This window comes from Mesorhizobium sp. WSM3868 (genome assembly GCF_002294785.1).
In the GTDB taxonomy this organism is placed as follows: Bacteria; Pseudomonadota; Alphaproteobacteria; order Rhizobiales; family Rhizobiaceae; genus Mesorhizobium.
This window is the reverse complement of the sequence record NZ_NSGB01000010.1, coordinates 137,039-158,254: the sequence shown is the minus strand read 5'-3', so window position 1 is coordinate 158,254 and position 21,216 is coordinate 137,039. Positions and strand designations below refer to the sequence as shown.

Annotated in this window: 22 protein-coding genes and 1 tRNA gene; 11 read left to right on the top strand and 12 right to left on the bottom strand. The window is 63.6% G+C overall.

All coding sequences use genetic code 11. The features are described from left to right. Positions 1-68: 68 nt before the first annotated feature. Positions 69-473 carry a hypothetical protein gene (locus CK221_RS17780; RefSeq protein WP_095778654.1) on the top strand — a complete coding sequence of 135 codons (405 nt, stop codon included), beginning with the start codon at positions 69-71 and terminating at the stop codon, positions 471-473. A gap of 12 nt (positions 474-485) precedes the next feature. Here CK221_RS17780 and CK221_RS17775 read toward each other — a convergent pair whose 3' ends face one another. After that, positions 486-1,544 (bottom strand): polysaccharide deacetylase family protein, encoded by a 1,059-nt coding sequence (locus tag CK221_RS17775; RefSeq protein ID WP_095778653.1) that lies wholly within the window; start codon positions 1,542-1,544, stop codon positions 486-488. Between the two features lie 81 nt (positions 1,545-1,625). Between CK221_RS17775 and CK221_RS17770 the strand changes: the two genes are divergently transcribed. Beyond that, positions 1,626-2,855, top strand: coding sequence for a GNAT family N-acetyltransferase (locus CK221_RS17770; RefSeq protein ID WP_095778652.1), 1,230 nt, complete (start codon positions 1,626-1,628; stop codon positions 2,853-2,855). A 55-nt stretch (positions 2,856-2,910) separates the two neighbouring features. Here CK221_RS17770 and CK221_RS17765 read toward each other — a convergent pair whose 3' ends face one another. Further along, positions 2,911-5,115, bottom strand: coding sequence for an exopolysaccharide transport family protein (locus CK221_RS17765; RefSeq protein ID WP_095778651.1), 2,205 nt, complete (start codon positions 5,113-5,115; stop codon positions 2,911-2,913). A gap of 263 nt (positions 5,116-5,378) precedes the next feature. Here CK221_RS17765 and CK221_RS17760 point away from each other — a divergent pair, with 263 nt between their 5' ends. The 5 genes from CK221_RS17760 (at position 5,379) to CK221_RS17740 (ending at position 10,244) form a co-directional block, all read left to right on the top strand. Then, positions 5,379-5,942 carry a polysaccharide biosynthesis/export family protein gene (locus tag CK221_RS17760; protein WP_067000804.1) on the top strand — a complete coding sequence of 188 codons (564 nt, stop codon included), beginning with the start codon at positions 5,379-5,381 and terminating at the stop codon, positions 5,940-5,942. Between the two features lie 8 nt (positions 5,943-5,950). After that, a complete protein-coding gene (locus CK221_RS17755; RefSeq protein ID WP_067000801.1) occupies positions 5,951-7,081 on the top strand; it encodes a glycosyltransferase in 1,131 nt (376 codons plus the stop codon). Positions 7,082-7,219: 138 nt separating this feature from the next. Then, the gene (locus tag CK221_RS17750; protein ID WP_095778650.1) at positions 7,220-8,752 is read left to right on the top strand and encodes an undecaprenyl-phosphate glucose phosphotransferase; all 1,533 of its coding nucleotides are present in this window, start codon (positions 7,220-7,222) and stop codon (positions 8,750-8,752) included. 113 nt (positions 8,753-8,865) lie between these two features. Next, positions 8,866-10,113 (top strand): O-antigen ligase family protein, encoded by a 1,248-nt coding sequence (locus CK221_RS17745; RefSeq protein WP_095778702.1) that lies wholly within the window; start codon positions 8,866-8,868, stop codon positions 10,111-10,113. Positions 10,114-10,167: 54 nt separating this feature from the next. Next, positions 10,168-10,244, top strand: a tRNA-Pro gene (locus CK221_RS17740). Positions 10,245-10,289: 45 nt separating this feature from the next. On the opposite strand, the gene CK221_RS17735 is transcribed toward CK221_RS17740, so the two are convergent. Next, the gene (locus tag CK221_RS17735; RefSeq protein WP_095778701.1) at positions 10,290-10,748 is read right to left on the bottom strand and encodes a YbaK/EbsC family protein; all 459 of its coding nucleotides are present in this window, start codon (positions 10,746-10,748) and stop codon (positions 10,290-10,292) included. Positions 10,749-10,924: 176 nt separating this feature from the next. Then, positions 10,925-11,191, bottom strand: a complete 267-nt coding sequence (locus CK221_RS17730) for a helix-turn-helix transcriptional regulator (protein ID WP_095778649.1) — start codon at positions 11,189-11,191, stop codon at positions 10,925-10,927. 303 nt (positions 11,192-11,494) lie between these two features. Between CK221_RS17730 and CK221_RS17725 the strand changes: the two genes are divergently transcribed. From CK221_RS17725 to CK221_RS17715, 3 genes are all read left to right on the top strand, one after another. Continuing rightward, positions 11,495-12,094: a hypothetical protein gene (locus tag CK221_RS17725; protein WP_067330070.1), complete on the top strand. Its 600-nt coding sequence runs from the start codon at positions 11,495-11,497 to the stop codon at positions 12,092-12,094. Positions 12,095-12,322: 228 nt separating this feature from the next. Continuing rightward, the gene (locus CK221_RS29840; protein WP_143749061.1) at positions 12,323-12,517 is read left to right on the top strand and encodes a hypothetical protein; all 195 of its coding nucleotides are present in this window, start codon (positions 12,323-12,325) and stop codon (positions 12,515-12,517) included. A 406-nt stretch (positions 12,518-12,923) separates the two neighbouring features. Further along, a complete protein-coding gene (locus CK221_RS17715) occupies positions 12,924-13,184 on the top strand; it encodes a hypothetical protein (RefSeq protein WP_067000787.1) in 261 nt (86 codons plus the stop codon). Positions 13,185-13,290: 106 nt separating this feature from the next. Here the strand turns inward: CK221_RS17715 and CK221_RS17710 are convergent, their stop codons facing one another. The 7 genes from CK221_RS17710 to CK221_RS17680 form a co-directional block, all read right to left on the bottom strand. Then, the gene (locus CK221_RS17710) at positions 13,291-13,593 is read right to left on the bottom strand and encodes a DUF883 family protein (RefSeq protein WP_095778647.1); all 303 of its coding nucleotides are present in this window, start codon (positions 13,591-13,593) and stop codon (positions 13,291-13,293) included. 105 nt (positions 13,594-13,698) lie between these two features. Continuing rightward, positions 13,699-14,238, bottom strand: a complete 540-nt coding sequence (locus CK221_RS17705) for a MerR family transcriptional regulator (RefSeq protein ID WP_067000781.1) — start codon at positions 14,236-14,238, stop codon at positions 13,699-13,701. A 125-nt stretch (positions 14,239-14,363) separates the two neighbouring features. Beyond that, complete coding sequence (locus CK221_RS17700) at positions 14,364-14,687, bottom strand: integration host factor subunit alpha (RefSeq protein WP_067000778.1); 324 nt, start codon at positions 14,685-14,687, stop codon at positions 14,364-14,366. A 102-nt stretch (positions 14,688-14,789) separates the two neighbouring features. After that, positions 14,790-15,761, bottom strand: a complete 972-nt coding sequence (locus CK221_RS17695) for a beta-ketoacyl-ACP synthase III (protein WP_095778646.1) — start codon at positions 15,759-15,761, stop codon at positions 14,790-14,792. 9 nt (positions 15,762-15,770) lie between these two features. Continuing rightward, positions 15,771-16,841 carry a phosphate acyltransferase PlsX gene (plsX, locus tag CK221_RS17690; RefSeq protein ID WP_067000757.1) on the bottom strand — a complete coding sequence of 357 codons (1,071 nt, stop codon included), beginning with the start codon at positions 16,839-16,841 and terminating at the stop codon, positions 15,771-15,773. A gap of 130 nt (positions 16,842-16,971) precedes the next feature. Next, positions 16,972-17,520 (bottom strand): YceD family protein, encoded by a 549-nt coding sequence (locus CK221_RS17685; protein WP_095778645.1) that lies wholly within the window; start codon positions 17,518-17,520, stop codon positions 16,972-16,974. Positions 17,521-17,531: 11 nt separating this feature from the next. After that, entirely contained in the window at positions 17,532-18,074 is a 543-nt protein-coding gene (locus CK221_RS17680) for a ubiquinol-cytochrome C chaperone family protein (protein WP_095778644.1), read from the bottom strand. A gap of 117 nt (positions 18,075-18,191) precedes the next feature. Here CK221_RS17680 and CK221_RS17675 point away from each other — a divergent pair, with 117 nt between their 5' ends. Then, entirely contained in the window at positions 18,192-18,707 is a 516-nt protein-coding gene (locus CK221_RS17675) for an outer membrane protein assembly factor BamE (RefSeq protein ID WP_067000750.1), read from the top strand. A gap of 139 nt (positions 18,708-18,846) precedes the next feature. On the opposite strand, the gene CK221_RS17670 is transcribed toward CK221_RS17675, so the two are convergent. Further along, positions 18,847-20,988 carry a sodium-translocating pyrophosphatase gene (locus tag CK221_RS17670; protein ID WP_067330052.1) on the bottom strand — a complete coding sequence of 714 codons (2,142 nt, stop codon included), beginning with the start codon at positions 20,986-20,988 and terminating at the stop codon, positions 18,847-18,849. Positions 20,989-21,216: the final 228 nt, after the last annotated feature.

Here is a 21,216-nt window from a genome sequence, read left to right as displayed (position 1 = left end):
ATTCATACGTGATTGCGCATTGGGACTAACTTGCCTGGCTTGACCGCATGGCAGGGAGGGCTTGCGTCATGCCAAAAGCCTCGTTCGCGGGATTGATCCTGATCATCGCCCGCATGGCGGCCTCGATGGCAGCCGCCGAAACCATCAACGTGTCGGACGATCATGGCGGCAGCGTCGCCGCGTACAGCCAGCGCTGGAAGGGGCTCGCCGCGCGCGGCGTCAATGTCCGCATCGTCGGCAAATGCCAGTCGGCCTGCACGGTGCTGCTCGGCTATATTCCCCGCAGCCGCATCTGCGTGATGCCTGCGGCAAGCTTCGGGTTCCATCTGGCGCACCGCACCGACATGACCGCCGTCTTGTGGAATGCCTATGCTGCCGACATCCGAGGCTGGATCAACGCGCATGGCGGGCTTGCGTCACAGCTCAAATGGATGAACGCGCCGGACACCCACCGCTATTTCCACAGATGCTGACGCCCCTTCGGGCTAAATGGTGACGACCATCTTGCCGGCATTGGCAAGCGGCGTCGTCACACCCGACAGCATCGTGCGGATATGGGCGACGCTCTGGTAGCGGCCGTTGACGGAGATGCGCGGCAGCGCATGCAGGAAGCCGGCATGCTCGGCTCTCAGGACGCCATGCCGGGTTGTCACCGCCGAGACATAGCCGGCATCACGAGCGAAGCCGACCTCGCGGCAGCCAACCGCGCTGGGATAACCGTAGGGGTAAGCGAAGTGGCGCGGCTCTGCGCCCAGCCGTTCCATGAGGATACGGCGGACGTCGCCGGTCTCGTGACGCGCTTCCGCCTCGGACAACCGCTTAAGGTTGCGGTGGTTGATGGTGTGCGCGCCGATCGTCACCAGCGGATGGGCGGCCACCCTGCGAATCTCATCCCAGCTCATCAGGGTGCCGGGGCGGCCGGTGCCGAGCTCGATGCCGTTGGAGCGCGCCAGTTCACGCAGCGCGGCGCCCTGTTCTTCCTCGGGGACCTCTAGGGTCAACCATGCGTTCAGCCTTGCAATCGTCTGGATCTTTCGGCCGGGTGTCGAGCAATCGACGACCGTCGATCCTCTCTTCGTCTTCAGCGTCAGGTGCGAGCCGGTGTCGACGATATCCTCGATGACTTCCCACCACAGGTCGACGGCACCGTCGATCAGGCCGGGCGCGACATAGATGGTGATCGGCGCACCGTGCTTCTCCAATACCGGCAGCGCCTCCGTCATGTTATCGCGATAGGCATCGTCGGCGGTGATGGTGGCGAACTGGCCGTGTTTGCCGCCCGCCCCGATGCGTTCGATCGCTTCATCAAGGGCAACAAAGGCATAGCCCCTTTCCTTCATGTCGGCGATCAGCTTGTCGAGGAAGGCAGGGGCGATGTTCAGATGGCGATTGACGCTGTTCGGCTTCTCGGGCGTCGCGGTCACGCGATGCAACATCAAGATGGCACCGATGCCGCCGACAAACGGCCTCGCCAGCGGAGCGAGACCGGTGTAGCGGGCAACGTTCAACGCCAGCTTCCGGATTGCCTCGGCCCCGTCGATCATTCCTTCACCTTTTGCGCCTAGGCTCATCCAAGGACCTACGCGAACCCCAGGTTGCAACCAATACGTCTTAAGGATTGAGGGATGGTTGACGCCGCCGCGTCATTTGACGGCAATCGCGTCGCTGCCAACGAAGCGCCGGCGCGTGCGCCTGCCTCGAGCCGAGGCAGACTGACGGCGGCGGTGACCGATGGCACCGGTCTTGCGGGCTATGCAGAATTCTGCGCTTCGGCGCTGTTTGCTCCGGCGCAGAGCGCGTCCTGGGTGAGCAACTGGGCGGCCAAGACCAAAGCCGATATGGCGGTCGCCACGCTAAGCATCAAGGGTCGACCGGCTCTTTCGCTGGCGCTGGAAGTGGTCCGAAACGGCCCGTTCCGCGTCGCTCGTTTCGCCGGCGGACGTCATGCCAACGGCAATTTCCCCGCCACCGACCCGCGGCTTTTGCCTGCTTTCGACGTTCCTGCGATCCGCTCCCTGCTCTCGTCAATCGCCACGGCACGGCCCGACATCGACCTCGTTTCGCTGGAGCGGCTGCTGCCCGATCTCGACGGCACCGCCAACCCGCTCGCCGCGTTGCCCAATTTTCCGAGCCCTAACCTTGCGCTGGCCGTCGACCTCGATGGCGGCTTCGACGCGCTGCTCAGCCGCGCGAGCGGCAAGCGGAAGCGCAAGAAGCACCGCTCGCAGACGCGCAAGTTCGAGGCCGTCGGCAGCTTCCGCCGAATCGAGGCGCGAAGCCGCGAGGAGGTCGACAGGTTGCTCGACGCTTTCTTCGACATGAAGCAGGCGCGCTTCGCCAAGATGGGCATCGCCAACGTGTTCGGCGATGAAGGCGTGCGCGCCTTCTTCCGGGCGCTGTTTGCCGATGCGCTTGCCGAGCAGGAGCCATCCTTCCTGCTGCATGGGCTGGAGGTAGCGGGAAAACTTCGCGCCGTTACCAGCTCCAGCCGCTCAGGCAAGCGCCTGATCTGCGAGTTCGGCGCGATCGCCGAGGATGATCTCGCCTTCACCAGCCCTGGCGACTTCCTGTTCTTCGACAACATCCAGGAAGCCTGCGAGCAAGGCTTCGACCTCTATGATTTCTCGGTCGGCGACGAGCCCTACAAGCGGCTCTGGTGCGACATCGAGGTCCAGCATTTCGAGGTGCTGATGCCGCTGACGCTGAAAGGTCGCGTGCTAGCCACAGGGTTACGGCAAGGCGCGCGGGCGAAGGCCTTCATCAAGAACAGTCCGACGGTGTGGAGACTGACCAAGAGCTTGCGCCGGAAGGCTGCCGGACAGGCCGCCCCTATTGTTGCCGAGGACGACGCCTGACCGTCGTCCGCCAGCGCGAGACTCAAAATCCGAGCGCTTCGCGGGCGATATCTGTTCAGGCTGCCGACCGGCGTCCGGGCAACGGATCTCCCGGTTCATGGCCAACCGGCGTGACCAGCGTGACATCCGGATAGCCGTTCTCGATCAGCTTGACCGCCGCCTGCGTCACCTCGTCATCGGCTTCAAGCATCGACAGGAAGACTTCCGTGCCATCGCCGACCAGTCGGCCAATGCCTTGTGCGTCGGCAGGGCCGCATTCGACAACGACGAGGTCGTAAGCCGTGGTCAGCGACTGCATGATGATCGGCAGCCGGTCGGCGGCGCGCATGGCGCGGATAGGATCGGCGGTACCGACCGGAATCACATGCGCGTCCGAATAGAGATCGGGATGGATGACGTCGCTGAACTGCGCCTCGGAGGCCAGCAGATTGGTGATGCCGGGAAGCAGTCCGCTGTCCAGCATCGGGCGCGAGGCGGCGCCCGAGGCGGTGAGATCGAGCAGGAGCACCCGGAGGCCCGCATCCGACACTTCGCGCGCCACCAGCACGGCGGTGGCGGCGGCCTCGTCGCCTTCCGGGGAGACAAAGATGGCGCGCGCGGCACCCGAGGCAATCAGCTTTTCCGCCGCCTTCTCGACATCGATCTCGCCAAGCCTCGGCTGCCATGACCGACGCGCTTCGGGCTGTGCCGGGTCTGGTGGATCTACCGGCTCGGCAGGCGCTGCCTCCATGATGGTGCCCTGCCCGATCCGCTCGTCAGCGACCGAATCGTCGCTAGCTTCATCCTCGGCATCGGCGAGCGCCGGTTCGGTGCGCGCCACCGGCATCGCCACCTGTTCGATCGGCTCGAATCGGGCTCCGGCGGCCGGACGCATGGCACGGCCGGAGAACAATTCCCTCAGAAGCGTGCTGATCGCCATCAGCAGCAGCGACGCGGTGGCAGCGGCACCAGTGATCGGGCCGATCTTCGGGAAATACGGTTCGGTCGGCACCTGTGCTCTCGAAAGCAGACGGGCGTCCACCGGCAGATAGTTGCGGTCCGCGCGCGAAGCCGCCTCGCGGTAGCTTGCCATATAGGATTCGAGCTGCTGGCGCTGGGCATTGGCGTCGCGCTGCAGCGCATCGAGCTCCACCTGCTGCTCGCCGGCGCGGGCCGAAGCGGCTTTCAGCGTGTTGACCTCCTGGACCAGCTGGTTCTCGCGAGCCTTGGCGGTCTGTGCCTGAGTCGCCAATCCCTTGAGAATCTTCTGCGCCTCGTTGCGGATTTGGCCGTTGAGATCGGCAAGCTGCGACTTCAGCGCCCGGATGCGAGGATGGTTGTCGAGCAGCGTCGTCGACAGATCGGCAATATTGGTCCTGAGCTCTACCTGCCGCTCGAGCAGGCGCTGGATCAGCTCGGAAGACAGAACTTCCGGCACGCTGTCCAGCGTGCCGCCATTCTGCAGCGCCTTGCGCACGCTGTCGGCGGTCGCTTCGGCGGCGGCGCGGTTGGCGCGCACCCGGGAAAGCTCGCTCGACAGTTCCGAGAGCTGCTGGGTCGCGAGCACCGAATTGTTGCCGCCCATCAACAGGTCGGATTGCGCGCGATAGGCGGCAACCTTGGCTTCGGCATCCTTCACCCGGTTCTGCAGATCGGTGATTTCCGGGCCGAGGAAGCCTGTGGCGGCGGTGTTCGATTCCATCTTCGCACTGCCCTTTGAGGCAAGGTAGGCCTGCGCAATGGCGTCCGCGACCTGGGCGGCGAGCTTTGGATCATTCGAGGAGAACTCAACGGCGATTACGCGGGATTTTTCAACGCCGTAGACGTTGAGCTTATCGTGCATTGCCTTGAGCACGCGCTCTTCCGGCGGGATGTCGAAGGGATCGCTCTTCAGGCCGACAAGCACCAGCGCGCGACTGAGCGCCGACATCTTCAGCGCTTCGTCGAATTCCGGCAGTTTTTCCAGGTTGAGGTCCGAGGCAACCTTCTTGAGGATATCGGGCGAGGATATGATCTGGACCTCGGTGGCTACAGCCTCCTCATCGGTCGCCGGCTTGTCGTCGCTGGTTGTGCCGGCCGGCCGAGTGAAGACCGATTCGCGCGACCCGATCTCCAGCTTGGCCACTGCCTTATATTGCGGCGTCGCCAGCCAGGCGAAGGCAAACGCCAGCCCGGTCACGACAAGCGTGACGAGAACAATGCGCAGCCAATTCCTCGCCAGGCTGGCGAAGAGCTGTCTCAGGTCGACATCGACATCTGCGGCCGCGGACTGAACGGACATGCATCCTGCTCCGAACTTTGAGTCGAGGATGGACCGTAAACAACTATGGTAACTCAGCCGTTAAGATCAGGATGCGTACTTATTAGAACGCACTCAAAGAACGTCCTGCGAAAGCAATAGAACAATTGGCTTTTTTGCCAGCAGCCGATGAGTCTAAGGCCCATCCTTTACCGACCATTAACCCTAACAGGATGATAACGGGCGCACTTCCTGGGGTTGGCCGCCTCACCGGTGGCGAGAGCGACGAAGGTTCGTGTCCGATCATGAAAAGCACTGCTCATCTCTTTCGCGCCATGCTCGCCTTGTCGCTGCTTACCGGCTGTTCCAGCTACCGGCCGGCGCCCGCCGCCTTTCATGAAGTGCTCGACCAGCCATACAGACTCGGCGCCGGCGACCGCATCCGCGTCACGGTGTTCGAGCAGGACGGGCTGACCAACACCTACAGCGTCGACCAGTCCGGCTACATCTCCTTCCCGCTCGTCGGCGCCGTGCCGGCGCGCGGCCACACCGCCCAGCAGCTCGAAAAGGAAATCGCCGATAAATTGCGCCAGGGATATCTGCGCGATCCCGACGTCTCGGTCGAGATCGACCGCTACCGGCCGATCTTCGTCATGGGGGAAGTCGGCGCCGCAGGGCAATATTCCTATGTGCCGGGATTGACTGTGCAGAAGGCGATCGCGATCGCCGGAGGCTTCACACCGCGCGCCAACCAGGAAAGCGTCGACATCACCCGCGACATCAACGGCAAGGTGATGACCGGCAGGGTGCAGACATCCGATCCACTCCTGCCCGGCGACACCGTCTACGTCCGCGAACGCCTGTTCTGAAAATCAACGTGGCGGCTCACCTTCGGATCGTCCACTGCTTCCGCTCACCTGTCGGGGGAATCTTCCGGCATGTGCGCGACCTGACCGAGGCGCAGGTCGCCGCCGGCCATTCCGTGGGTATCGTCTGCGATTCGACCACGGGCGGGGACTATGAGGAGCGGCTGTTCGGAGCGATGAAGGAGCGCCTGGCGCTCGGCATCCATCGCACGCCGATGCAGCGCCATATCGGACCGGGCGACATCGCCGCGGCCTGGCGCACCTATCAAATCATCAAGGAATTGCGGCCGGACGTGCTGCACGGGCATGGCGCCAAGGGTGGCGCCTATGCCCGTCTGTTCGGCTCACTGTTGCGGGTTTCAAGGTCTCGCGTGGCCCGCCTTTATTCGCCGCATGGCGGCTCGCTGCACTATGACGAAACGACGGCCACCGGAAGGCTGTTCTTCGCGCTGGAGCGTTTCATGGCCCGCTTCAGCGACTGCCTTCTGTTCGTTTCCGACTACGAGCGGACAACCTATCGACGGAAGGTCGGCGAGCCGCCCATCCCCAACAGGCTGGTCTATAACGGCCTGCGGGCCGTCGAGTTCGAACCGGTGGCGCCGGCGGCCGATGCGGCCGATCTCATATACATCGGCATGATGCGCGATCTCAAAGGCCCGGACATCTTCATCGACGCGCTGGCGCGGGCCGGCAGGGCGCTCGGCCGCCGGTTAAGCGCGGTGATGGTCGGCGCCGGCGACGACCTGCCACGCTACCACGCTCAGGTGGAGCGACTAGGACTTAAGGGCCATGTCCGCTTCCTGCCGCCGATGCCGGCCAGAGAAGCCTTCGCCCTGGCCGAGTTGATCGTCGTCCCGTCCCGCGCGGAAGCAATGCCCTATATCGTGCTCGAGGCGCTGGCAGCCGGCATGCCGATGATTGCCACCGCCGTGGGCGGCATTCCCGAGATCTTCGGCGAAGACTCCCCTGCCCTGATCCGGCCCGATGCCCGCCAGCTCGCCGACAGGCTCAGAACGGCTCTCGACGATCGCGGCGCCTACCGCAAGCTGATGCCGCAGAACCCCGAGTTGAAGGCGCGATTCGGGGCCGACGTGATGGCGGCCGAGATCGAGAAGGCTTACTTCGCGGCGCTAAAGCTTTAGACTTTACTAATCTGCAATCGGCGTGAAAAAACCGCCAGTCGTCGCAAGCAACAACACGCATTCAAAGCCACCTGTTGTTTCAAGGCTTTCTTAGCTCTCTTTTGCTATTCACTCGCGCGAAGCTCGCGGACAATCCCCATGAACGAGATCGACCCCGCGCACCGCTTTTCGATCGAGGCGGTGCGCAAATTCGACGGCCCTGCCGAAGCTCAAGTGCCCGGCATCAATGACGTGGCGCGACAGGTCGCCTCGCAGTACCGGCGCGATACGATGTCGCCGATCATGGTCAGCGGCGTGCTGCGCATGGTCGAATTCGCCGTGCTCTTCGTGTCAGGCATGTGCCTCTATTTCTACTATGTCGGGTTCTTCAACTATCTCGCCTGGCAATATCCGCTGACGATCGCGGCAGCTTCGTTCCTGGCGGTGGTGCTGCTTGACGTCAGCGACAGCTACCAGATCGCGGCGCTGATGCGCCCCCTCGCCAATTTCGGCCGCGTGCTCCTCGTCTGGGCCGGCACCTTCGCGCTGATGGCTCTCACGGCCTTCGCCATGAAGGCCTCGGAGGACTATTCGCGCCTCCTGTTCGGCAGCTGGTTCGTGGTCGGCTTCGTGCTGATCTTCGGGCTCAGACTGGTGATGTCCAGGCTGATCAGGCGCTGGGCGCGCGACGGGCGCATGGAGCGCCGCGCGCTCATCGTTGGTGGCGGCAAGTCGGCCGAAATGCTGATCCGCTCGGTCGAGAAGCAGCCCTATAACGATATTCGCATCTGCGGCATCTTCGACGATCGCGGTGACAAGCGCTCGCCGCCGATCGTCGCCGGCTACCCGAAGCTCGGCACCATTTCCGAGCTGATCGAGTTCGCCCGCATCGCCCGCATCGACATGCTGATCGTGTCGCTGCCGCTGACGGCCGAATCGCGCGTGCTGCAGCTTTTGAAGAAGCTCTGGGTTCTGCCGGTCGACATCCGGCTCTCGGCGCATTCCAACGCGCTGCAGTTCCGCCCGCGCGCCTATTCCTACATCGGCTCCGTGCCGATGCTCGACATCTTCGACAAGCCGATCAACGACTGGGACTCTGTCGCCAAGCGCAGCTTCGACATCATCTTCTCGCTTGTCGGCATCATCGTCTTCTCGCCGGTGATGCTCGCCACCGCGATCGCCATCAAGCTCGACAGCAAGGGGCCGGTGCTGTTCAAGCAGAAGCGCCACGGCTTCAACAACGAGGTCATCGAGGTCTACAAGTTCCGGTCGATGTATACCGACAGGTCCGACCCGACCGCCAAGCAGACGGTGACCAAGAACGACCCGCGCGTCACCCGCGTCGGCCGCTTCATCCGCAAGACCTCGATCGACGAGCTGCCGCAGTTCTTCAACTCGCTGTTCGGCTCGCTGTCGCTGGTCGGGCCGCGCCCGCATGCGATCGCCGCCCAATCGCACAACCTGCTCTACAACGAGGTGGTCGACGGCTATTTTGCCCGCCACAAGGTCAAGCCCGGCGTCACCGGATGGGCGCAGATCAACGGCTGGCGCGGCGAGATGGACACCAATGAAAAGATCCGCATGCGCACCGAATACGACCTCTACTACATCGAGAACTGGTCGATGCTGTTCGACCTGCGCATCCTGTTCCTGACACCCGTGCGCCTGCTCAATACGGAAAACGCCTATTGAGCGCGCTCGCGCAGGAGTTGCCAGCGGACGCGGTCAACCAGTTGCCGCCTCAAGCGGTCAACCAGTTGCCGCCGCAGGCGGTCAAGCAGTTGTCGCCGCAGGCGGTCAACCAGTTGTCGCCGCAGGCGGTCAACGCCAAGCTGATCGCGCTGATCTCGTCGGCCGCTATCGTCGTCGGCATCCTGCTTTCCGGCTTCGTCATCAGCGAGCCGGCGCCTTACGAACTCTACATGGCCGGGCTGATCGCCGTCTGGGCGCTGTTTCGCCTCAGAATATCGCGAGCGATATTGCCGCTGCTCGTGCTGTTGGTGGCGATGAACATCGGCGGCATGATCGCAATGACGCAGATGGCGGAACTTGCCAACACACCGCTCTATCTGGCGGTCTCGCTGTTTCTCGCCTTCAGCGCGGTCTTCTTCGCCTCGGTGACATCGGTCCAGCCTGACCTCTACCGGCTGATCTTCATCGCCTATGTGGTCTCGGCTGTGGCGACCTCGCTGCTCGGCATCGCCGGCTACTTCCATACCTTTCCGGGCGCGGAGATGTTCACCAAATACGACCGCGCCGCCGGCGCCTTTCAGGACCCGAACGTGTTCGGTCCGTTCCTGGTGCTGCCCGGCACCTACCTGCTCTATCTGCTCTTGACCGGCCCGGCATCGCGCATGCCGCTTCTGGCGGTGCCGCTATTGATCATCACCGCCGGCATCTTCTTCTCCTTCTCGCGCGGCGCCTGGGGCATGTTCGCGGTTTCGGCGGTGCTGCTCACCGCATGCCTCTTCCTGCAGAGCGCCAGCGGCATGTTCCGCTTGCGGGTCGTGGTGATGACGATCGCCGCGCTCGCGCTGCTGATCATCGCCATCCTCGTCATCCTGCAGCTGCCCGGCGTGTCGGACATGTTCACCCAACGCGCGCATCTCGAGCAAAGCTACGATACCGCGCGGCTCGGCCGCTTCGCACGCTATACGATCGGCTTCCAGCTGGCACTGGAACACCCGTTCGGCATCGGCCCGCTGGTCTTCGGCACGATCTACGGCGAGGACACGCACGACATCTGGCTGAAGGCGCTGATGGACTATGGCTGGCTGGGCTTCGTCTCGTTCCTGACGCTAACCCTGTGGACGATCTGCGCCGGCTTCCGCATCCTCCTTCGCGCTCGTCCCTGGCAGCCCTATCTGCTTTGCGCCTATGTCGCCTATCTCGGCAATATCGGGCTCGGCACCTTCATCGACATCGATCACTGGCGCCATCTCTATCTGCTGCTCGGGCTGATCTGGGGCGCGAGCGCGCTGGAATACCGGCACCAGAAGGAATTGCGGTTGGCGCGCGCCGTCCCTGCTGCGGCACTGTCATCGGCGAATTAGCCGCCGAATTCGGTTGACCCGCACGGGGTTATCACGATACATCGCCACCCGGTCCGGAGTGTAGCGCAGCCCGGTAGCGCACTTGACTGGGGGTCAAGGGGTCGTCGGTTCGAATCCGGCCACTCCGACCATTTTTCAAGCCTGAGACTTGCCCCCCAGAAGTCCCCTCCAATCTCCTACTGGCACACGTCGACCCATTTGGCGTCGACAAGTTCGGCCATCCGCTGCGGCGAAATCCGCACGGCGGCATTCGTCGCGCCGGCGGCGGGAACGACCTCGTCGAAGGCCCGCAGCGTCACATCGCAAAAGACCGGCAGCGGCGCCGGCAGACCGAAGGGGCAGACGCCGCCCGGCGGGTGGCTGGTCGCGGCAAGCACCTGTTCGCCGTCGAGCATGCGCGGCTTGCCGCCGAGCGTGTCCTTGCATTTGCGGTTGTCGAGCCTGGCAGTGCCGCTGGTCACGACCAGCATGGTCTCCTCGCCGACGCGCAGGCAGATGGTCTTGGCGATCTGCGCCGGCAGCACGCCATGGGCGTCGGCCGCCAGTGCCACGGTCGCCGAGCTCGCTTCGGTGACCAGCACCTCGATGTCGGGAGCATGTTCGGCAAAGAAGGCGCGGACCGATTCCAAGCTCATGAGCGAAACCTCAATCAGGCATGTTGGCCACTCGATGCCGCCGAATCGTGGCAGCGGCCGGGATTGCCGCATGGCGCGCTGGCAGTTGGCAAGGGCCAGGGGACCATCTGTGGAAGGCGCAAAAAGCCCGCCAGGGCGGGCCATGGCGGGCTTTTTTCGCGGACGCTTCGGCGTCTCTATTGCTGTGTGGGCCGATTCTCTTCGGTCGGCATCATGATCAATTCCTCTTCCGGCACTTGCAGCGCGGAAGCGATACGCCTGAGCTTGGCGGGGTCGGCGTCTTTGCCGTCCTCGATGTCGACGATCTCGCCCACGGCCAGGCCGCAGGTCAAGGAAAGCTCCTCAATCGTATATCCCCTCGTTTCGCGGACGGCTTTCAGCGGATTGAGGCCGGACGCGGCAATGATGTTGTTGGAAACAGCGCTTCTTGCGGTGTTGGGCATGGCAACTCCTTGGGATGAAACAACACAGATGAAATGTGGCGTTGCCTGAGACGGGCGGGAGAATGGCCGTTAACGGATGATTTGCCAAGAGGCCGTTTTGGCCGTCACGCCATCGTGACCGTGGTCATCGGCTGGGAGCCGAGGCCGCAGGCCACCGACATGTAAGGTGGCGCGAAGCCCAATCAAGATCTTTTGAAGCGCCGAAGGCCGCACCCGCCGGCATTTTGCCCACTCCGATTCGTTAGCTCTCGTCGCTTGCCGGAAGGCGGGCGACGCCAGCCCCTTTGAAGAGGATCGGATTCCATGAAACTGAAGCTATTCGCTATCGTACTCGGCATGATCTCAGGCTTTGCGGGCGCCGCTCAGGCGGACACCGTGCGCTTGCGCGGCACGGTGGTCGACCTCGCCGGCACGACGCTGAAGGTGAAAGCCCGCGACGGCAAGACCGATACGATCACCCTTTCCCCCGACTGGATGATCTCCGGTGTCGCCAAGGCGTCGGCCGCCGATATCAAACAGGGCGATTTCCTCGGCATCGCATCGGTGTCCAAGGCCGACGGCGGCAGCGGCGCGCTGGAAGTCGTGATCTTCCCGGCGGCGTTAAAGGGAACCGGAGAAGGCGACCGCGATTGGGATTTGCAGCCCAACAGCCGAATGACCAACGGCACTGTCGCCGACGTGACCGAGGTCAACGGCAGGACCGTGACGCTGACCTACAGCAATGGCCAGAAGAAAGAGATCGCCATCCCGCAATCGACGCCGATCGTGAAATTCGCGCCCGCTGCGCCTGCGGATCTCAAGCCAGGCATGACCGTGTTCGTCAGCGCCGAGCGCGGCAGCGGCGGCAAGCTCGTTTCGCGCCGGGTGGTGGTCGGCAATCATGGCGTGGCTCCGCCGATGTGAGGCGCGCAGCTGACTCATCAGGCTCGAAAAGCATGATGTCGAGCCGTCCATGCGCGCCCGCAAGAGCGCGCGGCGCGATCGTGGTTCGCCAGAAACAATCCAGAAACAAAAATCTACAGTCCGGAAAAAGTGTCGAAAAAATCCAGGAGGATAGTGCCGATCGCGGGGCTTGGGTCACCGATTTGGTCCGGTGAACTCCGGAACGCCCGCGTAAAAGGAAACGAAATCATGAAGAAGTCCCTCCTCTCCGCGCTCGGGCTGGCTCTGGCCCTGGCATTCACCATGCCGATCCTCGGCACGACCAGCGCCGATGCGGCCCCGGTGATAAAGCACCACCATCACAAGCATCATCGCCGGCACCATCATCATCATCATCACCACCATCATCACCACCATAAGAAGGTGGTTGAGAAGAAGGCCTGATCCTTCCCACCTGCCGATGGGAAGACAGGCCTTCATTGTATTGGTCGCGCAAGTCTTCCCAGCGGAATTTTTCGCTTCGTGGGACAAGCCTCTCCTTTGAGCACCCGCTGTCCCCTGATGAGCGCGCAGCCGGGTTCGATCGCTTTTCAAGCGGTCCCGACCTCTTGCCGCATCAAGTCGCCACTGCCCAACGAGCGCTTAGCGCTTCTGGCAGATCCGGCACCTACGGTAATCCCTGAACCCTGACACCTTCACAGCAATGCTCGCCAGGCGACAAAAATCGCGCGGGCCATGAACCTTTCCATTGGAGGCTGCACCAAGCGGTCATGGACGCCACGAAGGCGTTCCGCAACCCGACCGGGACGCCAGAAAGCGCTCCCAGCAACCAATGGAAGGAAATGCTCAAATGACCAACTTCAAGCGTATCTCGCTCGCCGCCGCCTTCGTCGTCTCGGCTTTCGGCTCGGTTTCCGCGCCGGCCTTTGCCGGCACGCATCCGACCGGCGACGGCGGCGCGGTCTGCAAAGGCTCCGGCTCCTGTCTGGTGCTGCAGCTCGACTGTAAGGGCACCTACACCGACGCCACCGATAAGAACGGCACCGTCTACGGCAAATGCAGCCAGGTCATGAAGGTCGATCCTAAGAGCCGGATCAAGCTCGCGAACTGATCGAAGCCGGAGCCCACTCCATCCCGATTTCATCCGGTTGGGCTCTCGTGCTGACGGAATGGCGGCCGGCGCGAACGGTCGCCATTTCTGTTTCGCAGCCCCGGGGTCAGCGCCGGCTGATCAGAAGGCCGGCAAGCAGGCCGACCACGACCAGTCCGACGGCGGCCACAGTGGCCGGATGCTCGCGCGCGGTGTGCTCGAGCGCCCTGCCCCGGCGCCTGATTGCCGGCAGCGCCTCGTGAAAGCGGTCGGCGAGCTGCGAATAATAATCGGACGCCGCCTCGCGGCCGTCCTCGTAATAGGTGTCGCCGCGTTTTGCCAAGGCTTTCCTGACATCGTCAAGTTGACGCGAGAGCGCCGCGACCTGCCTGTCCAGATCGAGATCGGAAAGGGTCGAAAACCACGCCATGCCTGATGTCCTTCTCTTGCAGAGAAGGGCTAACGCATGGATGCGACAGCAGTTCCGGGTGTCAGGTACGCCGGCCGTCCAAGCCGCGGGAGCGGCAACCGAAGCTCAACGCACCTGGTCGAGCAGGCGCTTGCACTCCAGAAGGTCGAAGAGCGCCTCCTGCAGCAAGGCCCGGTTGTCGCGCGACAATTTCGAGGAGTCCGGCTGCACGGGACCTTCGTCGTCTCCCTTGCCAAGGCCGAAGAAGCGGCGGCTGGGCTTCACCTTGGGCTGACCGACGAGCGCATCCTCGTCGCCGCGCGGCTGGGCAGCCGCGGTCAGCGGCACCTGCTCGGCCTGGCGGCGCTGCGCGATCGCCTCGACGGCTGCCATGTCGCCATTGCCGATCGCGACCAGGAAATGGTTTCCGTTCTCGCGCAACAGCTTCTGCACGCCTTTGATCGTATAGCCCTGATCATAAAGCATGTGCCGGATGCCCTTGATCAGTTCGACATCCTGCGGCCGGTAGTAACGGCGGCCGCCACCACGCTTCATCGGCTTGATCTGGTTGAAACGGGTTTCCCAGAAACGCAGCACGTGCTGCGGCAGGTCGAGATCTTCCGCAACCTCGCTGATGGTACGGAAAGCATCGGGGCTCTTGTCCATGGGCGAATCCTCACGCTGGACCGCAATCCGGAGTTGATCCGAATCGCACCTTATTTCAGCGGTTTATGAAGCGATATTCAAGCCCGGCGTCAAAGGGGCCGCGGTTTTCAACCGGCATTCGAGGGTTACTTGACGCCCTTGGCCTTGCTGTTCTGGTGCGAACGCAAGATGCGGTTCTTCAGCACGTTCGAGGATTTGAAGGTCATCACGCGGCGCGGCAGGATCGGCACTTCTTCGCCGGTTTTGGGATTGCGGCCGATGCGCTCATTCTTGGAGCGGACATGGAAAGTCGCGAAGGAAGACAGCTTCACCGTCTCGCCGCGAACGATGGCTTCGCAAATCTCATCCAGGACGGCCTCGACCAACTCGGCCGATTCAGTTCGCGACAAACCAACCTTGCGGTAAACGGCTTCGGCTAGGTCGGCACGCGTCAGTGTCTTTCCCCCCATGCGACCGTCCCATCAGCTCAAAAACATAAATCGATACAGGCAGCGGCAGAGCCTAAGTAATTGATCCGGCAAGGTCAAGGACCGAACCCCCGCGTTCGGCACTTACCAGCGCAGCAACACCGCGCCCCAGGTAAAACCCCCGCCCATCGCCTCGAGCAGAACAAGGTCGCCCTTCTTGATGCGGCCGTCGGCGACGGCCACCGACAAGGCGAGCGGCACGGAGGCAGCCGAGGTATTACCGTGCAAATCGACGGTGACCACGACTTTCTCTTCGGCTATCCCGAGCTTCTTGGCGGAAGCGTCAATGATCCGTTTATTGGCCTGATGCGGCACGAACCAGTCGAGGTCTTCCGCCGTGATGCCGGCCTCGGCGAAAGTGGCCTCGATGACATCGGTGATCATGCCGACCGCGTGCTTGAACACCTCGCGGCCTTCCATCCTGAGATGGCCGACCGTTCCCGTGGTGGACGGGCCGCCGTCGACGAAGAGTTTTTCCTTGTGGACGCCATCCGAGCGCAGGCTGGCGGCCAGCACGCCGCGATCGGCGATGTTGCCAGCCCCTTTCGCCGCTTCGAGCACCACGGCGCCGGCGCCATCGCCAAACAGCACGCAGGTCGAGCGGTCGCTCCAGTCGAGGATGCGCGAGAAGGTTTCGGAGCCGATCACCAGGACGCGTTTTGCCAGCCCGCCGCGGATATAGAGATCGGCGGTGGCGACCGCATAGACGAAGCCGGAACACACGGCCTGCATGTCGAAGGCGAAGCCGTGATGCATGCCGAGGCGGTTCTGGATTTCGACAGCCGTCGCCGGGAACGTGTTATTGGGCGTCGAGGTCGCCAGCACGATCAGGTCGATATCGGCTGGCGTCAGGCCGGCGCTGTCGAGCGCGGCGCGCGCCGCCGCCTCGCCCAGCGAGGCCGTCGTCTCGTCATCGGCCGCGACGTGGCGCTGGCGAATGCCGGTGCGCTGGACGATCCACTCGTCGGAGGTCTCCACCATGCCTTCGAAATCGGCATTCTTCATGATGCGGCGGGGCAGCGCGGCACCGTTGCCGCGCACAACTGATCTGATCAAGGTTCGTTCCTATTCCTCGGCCTCGACGGCGACGCCGGATTTCCTGTTTGCCTGGGCAGTCGGATTGCGCGCATGGAACAGATCGAGATCGGCCTCGATCCGGTCAAGCAGATTGTTGCGCACCATGTCGTAGCCGAGCTCGATCGCCGCGGCAAAGCCATCCGAATCGGCACCGCCATGGCTCTTCACCACAATGCCGTTCAGGCCCAGAAAGACGCCGCCATTGGAGCGGCCGACATCCATCTTTTCGCGCAGCCGGTCGAAGGCACCTTTGGCAAACACGTAGCCGATCCTGGCCATCAGCGTGCGGCTCATGGCGGCCCGCAAATAGCCCGCGATCTGCCTTGCCGTGCCCTCGGCGGTCTTGAGTGCGATGTTGCCGGCAAAGCCCTCGGTGACGACCACATCGACCGTGCCCTTGCCGATGTCGTCGCCCTCGACGAAGCCGCGATAGTTCATCGAGGCCATGTTGGCCTCGCGCAGCATGCGCCCGGCCTCCTTGACCTCCTCCTGGCCCTTGATCTCCTCGACGCCGACATTGAGCAGGCCGACGCTCGGCCGCTCGATACCGAACACCGAGCGCGCCATTCCGGTGCCCAAGATGGCGAAATCGACGAGCTGATGCGCATCCGCACCGATGGTGGCGCCGACATCGAGCACCACGCTCTCGCCGCGCGTCGTCGGCCAAAGCGCCGCGATCGCCGGGCGGTCGATGGTGGCCATGGTGCGCAGGCAGAATTTCGACATCGCCATCAACGCGCCGGTGTTGCCGGCCGAGATGCAGGCCTGCGCGGCGCCGTTCTTCACCGCCTCGACCGCTTTCCACATCGACGATTTCCAGCGGCCGTGGCGCAGCGCCTGGCTCGGCTTGTCGTCCATCCTGACAGCGATCTCGCAATGGACGAACTCGCTCACCTCGGCGAGCTTGGGAAACTTGGCCAGTTCGGGACGCACAGCGTCCTCGCGGCCATAGATGACGAAACGGATGTCAGGGCGGCGGATGGCGACCGTCATCAGCGCGGGGATGACGACGCCTGGTCCGTGATCCCCGCCCATGGCATCGATGGAAATCCTGATCACGCGGTGTTTTTCTCACGGTTTGCCTGGCTAGCGGCGGGCGCCTGCCGAGGTAAGGGGGCTCGCGAAGGTTCGGCGAAAATAGCGGTTTTGGGCTGCCGCACAACCAACTTTTCCAAAATCCAGGCCGCCTTCAGGATTTTCCGAGCAGCGAACGCAGCTTTTTCTGGAATTCGCTTTCCTCGGGCTGATCGTCACCCGCGCCCTCGAGCGAGGCGCCGGGTTTGCGCGGATAAGGGTCGATCGCCAGGCCGAAAAACTGCTCGGCGAGCGCCCCGACATCGATGGTGTCGCCGGAAAAAGTTTCCGGGCTGTCGGGCCCGTCGGCGTCGAGGACGATCTCGCCGCCGCCGTCGAAGCCTTCGCGTCCGAGTTTCGACTGCTCCAGCAAGAACAGCGCCTCGACGGGCTCGTCGATGTGAGCCGCGACCGGATCGAGTGTGACGATGCAGGCCTGGGTGATGTCGGCCTCGACGCGGCCGCTGACCTTGACGCCGTTGCGTTTCCAGGACGCCACCAAGAGCTCGGCGCGATAGCTCTCGACGGAAAGCAGGTCATGTTCGGCGGCAAGCGCAGTGCGCTGCCTTTCGTCGGCCTCGATTGCAACCGGCAAACCCTTTTGCGGCAGGCGGGCGACATTGGCGACAAAGGATACGGGGCTCTGCGGTTCGGCGTGCTTCATTCTCGCCTCCTTCAGGTGGCTCCGGCGACCGGGAACGCGACGGCGCCAGCCATGATCGATTCGGTCGGCTGAGCGGCAAGCTGCCCGGTCGCCGCGCTAACATAATTCGCCAGCAGCGACGCCTCAGGCCATTCGCCGGCATCGGGCCTGACATTGCGGGCGAGCGCCACGGCAAGCGCCGCGCCGTCGTCGTCCCGCAAGGCTTCGTCGTAGGCCGCAGTGCGGCCATAGAACATCTTTGCCAGCTTCTTCATGCGCTTCGGCACGCCGACATCGCTGATGCCGAGTTCCCTCAGCGAATGGTCGACATCGAGGAAGAACTCGTCGATCAGCACCTGAGCGATCTCGGCCGCGGCTCCGCCCTCGCCGCGCAGCCGGTGCTGGATCAGGTACATATGGAGCGACAGCATCTCGAAGCGGCCGAGCGGCGTATCCGGCACATTCCAGTCGGAATAAAACACCGTTTGCCGCGCCGCCGCCACGATTTGTGCGTAGAGCGCCTCGGTGATGGCGCGGTTGGCGTGACGTTCGCGACCAAAAAGGCGCTGGAACATTGAGGGTGGTCTCCCGGGGACCTTTTGTTTGATTTGGCCTTGTTGCATCGGCATGCAAGCTGGTTTACCGGTTTTGCGGCCCAGCGCAAGCTGCGGGGATGTGATGGAGAATTGTTGTTGGGTGCGCTGAAATTCAAGTCGTTTTTCATGCCTGTGCGGGCGGGCGTGGCCACTCTGCTGGTGGCGGTATCCGCGCTTTCCGCCTGCAATTCGTCCAAGATGTTCGGTGATCTGCGTCCGAGCGAGACGCTGACGAAAGGCTACGTCATCGACCAGGCGGCGATCGACTCGGTGCCGGTCGGATCGAGTCGCGAGCAGGTTCTTCTTGCGCTGGGCACGCCGTCGACGACGGCGACCTTCGACAACGAGGCGTTCTATTATATCTCGCAGACGCGCAAGCGCTACGTCGCCTTCGACAACCCGCGCATCGTCGACCAGCACGTGCTGGCGGTCTATTTCGGCGCCGACGGCCGCGTCACCCAGATCGCCAATTACGGCCTGAAGGACGGCAAGGTCTTCGACTTCATCTCGAGGACGACGCCGACGGGCGGCAAGGACCAGAACTTCCTCAGCCAGATCATCAACGGCGCCAGCAAGCTGGCGCCCGGGATCCCGGGCGGCGGCACGCCCTGAGTTCGCTGTCAGCGACGTCCACGGACCAAGACCCGCCGAATCCGCTTCGGCGGGTTTTTTGTTTCGCCGAAACGGCTTGGCCGTAAACAAAACCCGCGGGATCGCTCCCGCGGGTCACTTGATGCAGAAAGAACGTGGCTCAGCCGTGCGCGAGCACGGCCAGGAGCAGCAGCGCCACGATATTGGTGATCTTGATCGCCGGATTGACCGCCGGGCCGGCGGTGTCCTTGTAGGGATCGCCGACAGTGTCGCCGGTGACCGAGGCCTTATGCGCCTCGGAGCCCTTCAGGTGCTTGACGCCATTCTTGTCGGTAAAGCCGTCCTCGAACGACTTTTTGGCGTTGTCCCAGGCGCCGCCGCCGGAGGTCATCGAGACGGCGACGAAGAGGCCGTTGACGATGACGCCGAGCAGCGAGGCGCCAAGGGCCGCGAAGGCCGAGGCTTTCGAGCCCGAGATCAGGAGCACGCCGAAATAGACGACGAGCGGCGCCAGCACCGGCAGCAGCGACGGGATGATCATTTCCCGGATCGCTGCCCGGGTCAGCAGGTCGACGGCGCGCGCGTAGTTCGGTTTCGAGGTCCCGGCCATGATGCCCTTGTCCTCGCGGAACTGCTTGCGCACTTCCTCGACGATCGAGCCCGCCGCGCGGCCGACGGCGGTCATGGCGATGCCGCCGAACAGATACGGAATGAGGCCGCCAAAGATCAGGCCGGCAACGACATACGGGTTGGAAAGGTCGAAGGAGATCTCGCCCATGCCCTGGAAGTACGGGTACTTGTCGCCATTGGCGGCAAAAAACCTGAGGTCGTTCGAATAGGCCGCGAACAACACCAGCGCGCCGAGGCCGGCGGAGCCGATGGCATAGCCCTTGGTCACGGCCTTGGTGGTGTTGCCGACCGCGTCGAGCGCGTCGGTGGAGTGGCGCACTTCCTTGGGCAGGCCCGACATTTCGGCGATGCCGCCGGCATTGTCGGTGACCGGGCCGAAGGCGTCGAGCGCCACGATCATGCCGGCGAGCCCGAGCATGGTGGTGACGGCGATTGCCGTTCCGAAGAGGCCGCCAAGCTGGTAGGTGGCGATGATGCCGCCGACGATGACGATGGCCGGCAGCGCCGTCGATTCCAAGGAGACCGCGAGGCCCTGGATGACATTGGTGCCGTGGCCGGTCACCGAGGCCTGGGCGATCGAATTCACCGGGCGCTTGTTGGTGCCGGTGTAGTATTCGGTGATCACCACGATGAGGCCGGTCACCAGAAGACCGATCAGGCCGCAGATGAACAGGTTCTTGCCGGTGATGACGATGCCGGCGACGGTGCCGACCTCTCCCCAACCGAGAGTGGCCGAAGTAGCGACGGCCAGGCCGACGATCGACAGCAGGCCGGTGACGATCAGCCCCTTGTAGAGGGCGCCCATGATCGAGCCGTTGGAGCCGAGCTTGACGAAGAAGGTGCCGACGATCGAGGTCAGGATGCAGGCGCCGCAAATGGCGAGCGGATAGAGCATGGCGGCGCCCAGCACTGCAGTGCCGCCGAAGAAGATTGCGGCCAGAACCATGGTGGCGACGACCGTCACCGCATAGGTCTCGAACAGGTCGGCGGCCATGCCGGCGCAGTCGCCGACATTGTCGCCGACATTGTCGGCGATGGTGGCCGGGTTGCGCGGATCGTCCTCCGGAATGCCGGCTTCCACCTTGCCGACGAGGTCGCCGCCGACGTCGGCGCCCTTGGTGAAGATGCCGCCGCCGAGACGGGCGAAGATCGAGATCAGCGAGGCCCCGAAGCCGAGCGAGACCAGCGCGTCGATGACGATGCGGTCGTTTGGCTGCAGGCCCATCGGGCCGGTCAGGATGAGGTAGTAGATGGAGACGCCGAGCAGCGCCAGGCCCGCCACCAGCAGGCCGGTGATGGCGCCCGACTTGAAGGCGATGTCGAGGCCGGCGGCGAGGCTGTTGGAAGCAGCCTGCGCGGTGCGGACATTGGCGCGCACCGAGACATGCATGCCGATGAAGCCGGCAGCGCCCGAAAGCACCGCGCCGATCAGGAAGCCGATCGCGGACGTGATGGAGAGCAGCCACCAGGCGAGAAGAAGCACGACGATGCCGACGACGGCGATGGTGGTGTACTGGCGCGCCAGATAGGCTTGAGCACCTTCGCGAATGGCGGCGGAGATTTCCTGCATGCGCTGGTTGCCCTGATCGGACGCCAGGACCGATCGTGTCGCCCAGATGGCGTACAGGACTGACAGCAAGCCGCAGGCGATGACGGCGGTAATGATGGTCATTGCCGAATTTTCCTCGATTGATGGCCCAGAAGAACCCCTCCCTGGGCCGTTGGGACGGAGATGAACGCCGCACGCGGAATCCACCCCTTGGCTAAGGTGTATGCGAAACAGGGCTGGGAACGTCAAGATATTGTTCGGTTTTTGCCCGGCTTTCGCCGGAAAGACGAACGCCGCGACTCACCGGCAGGGGGCCGCCGTGCATTTAGATCGATTGCGCGCCGGCAAACG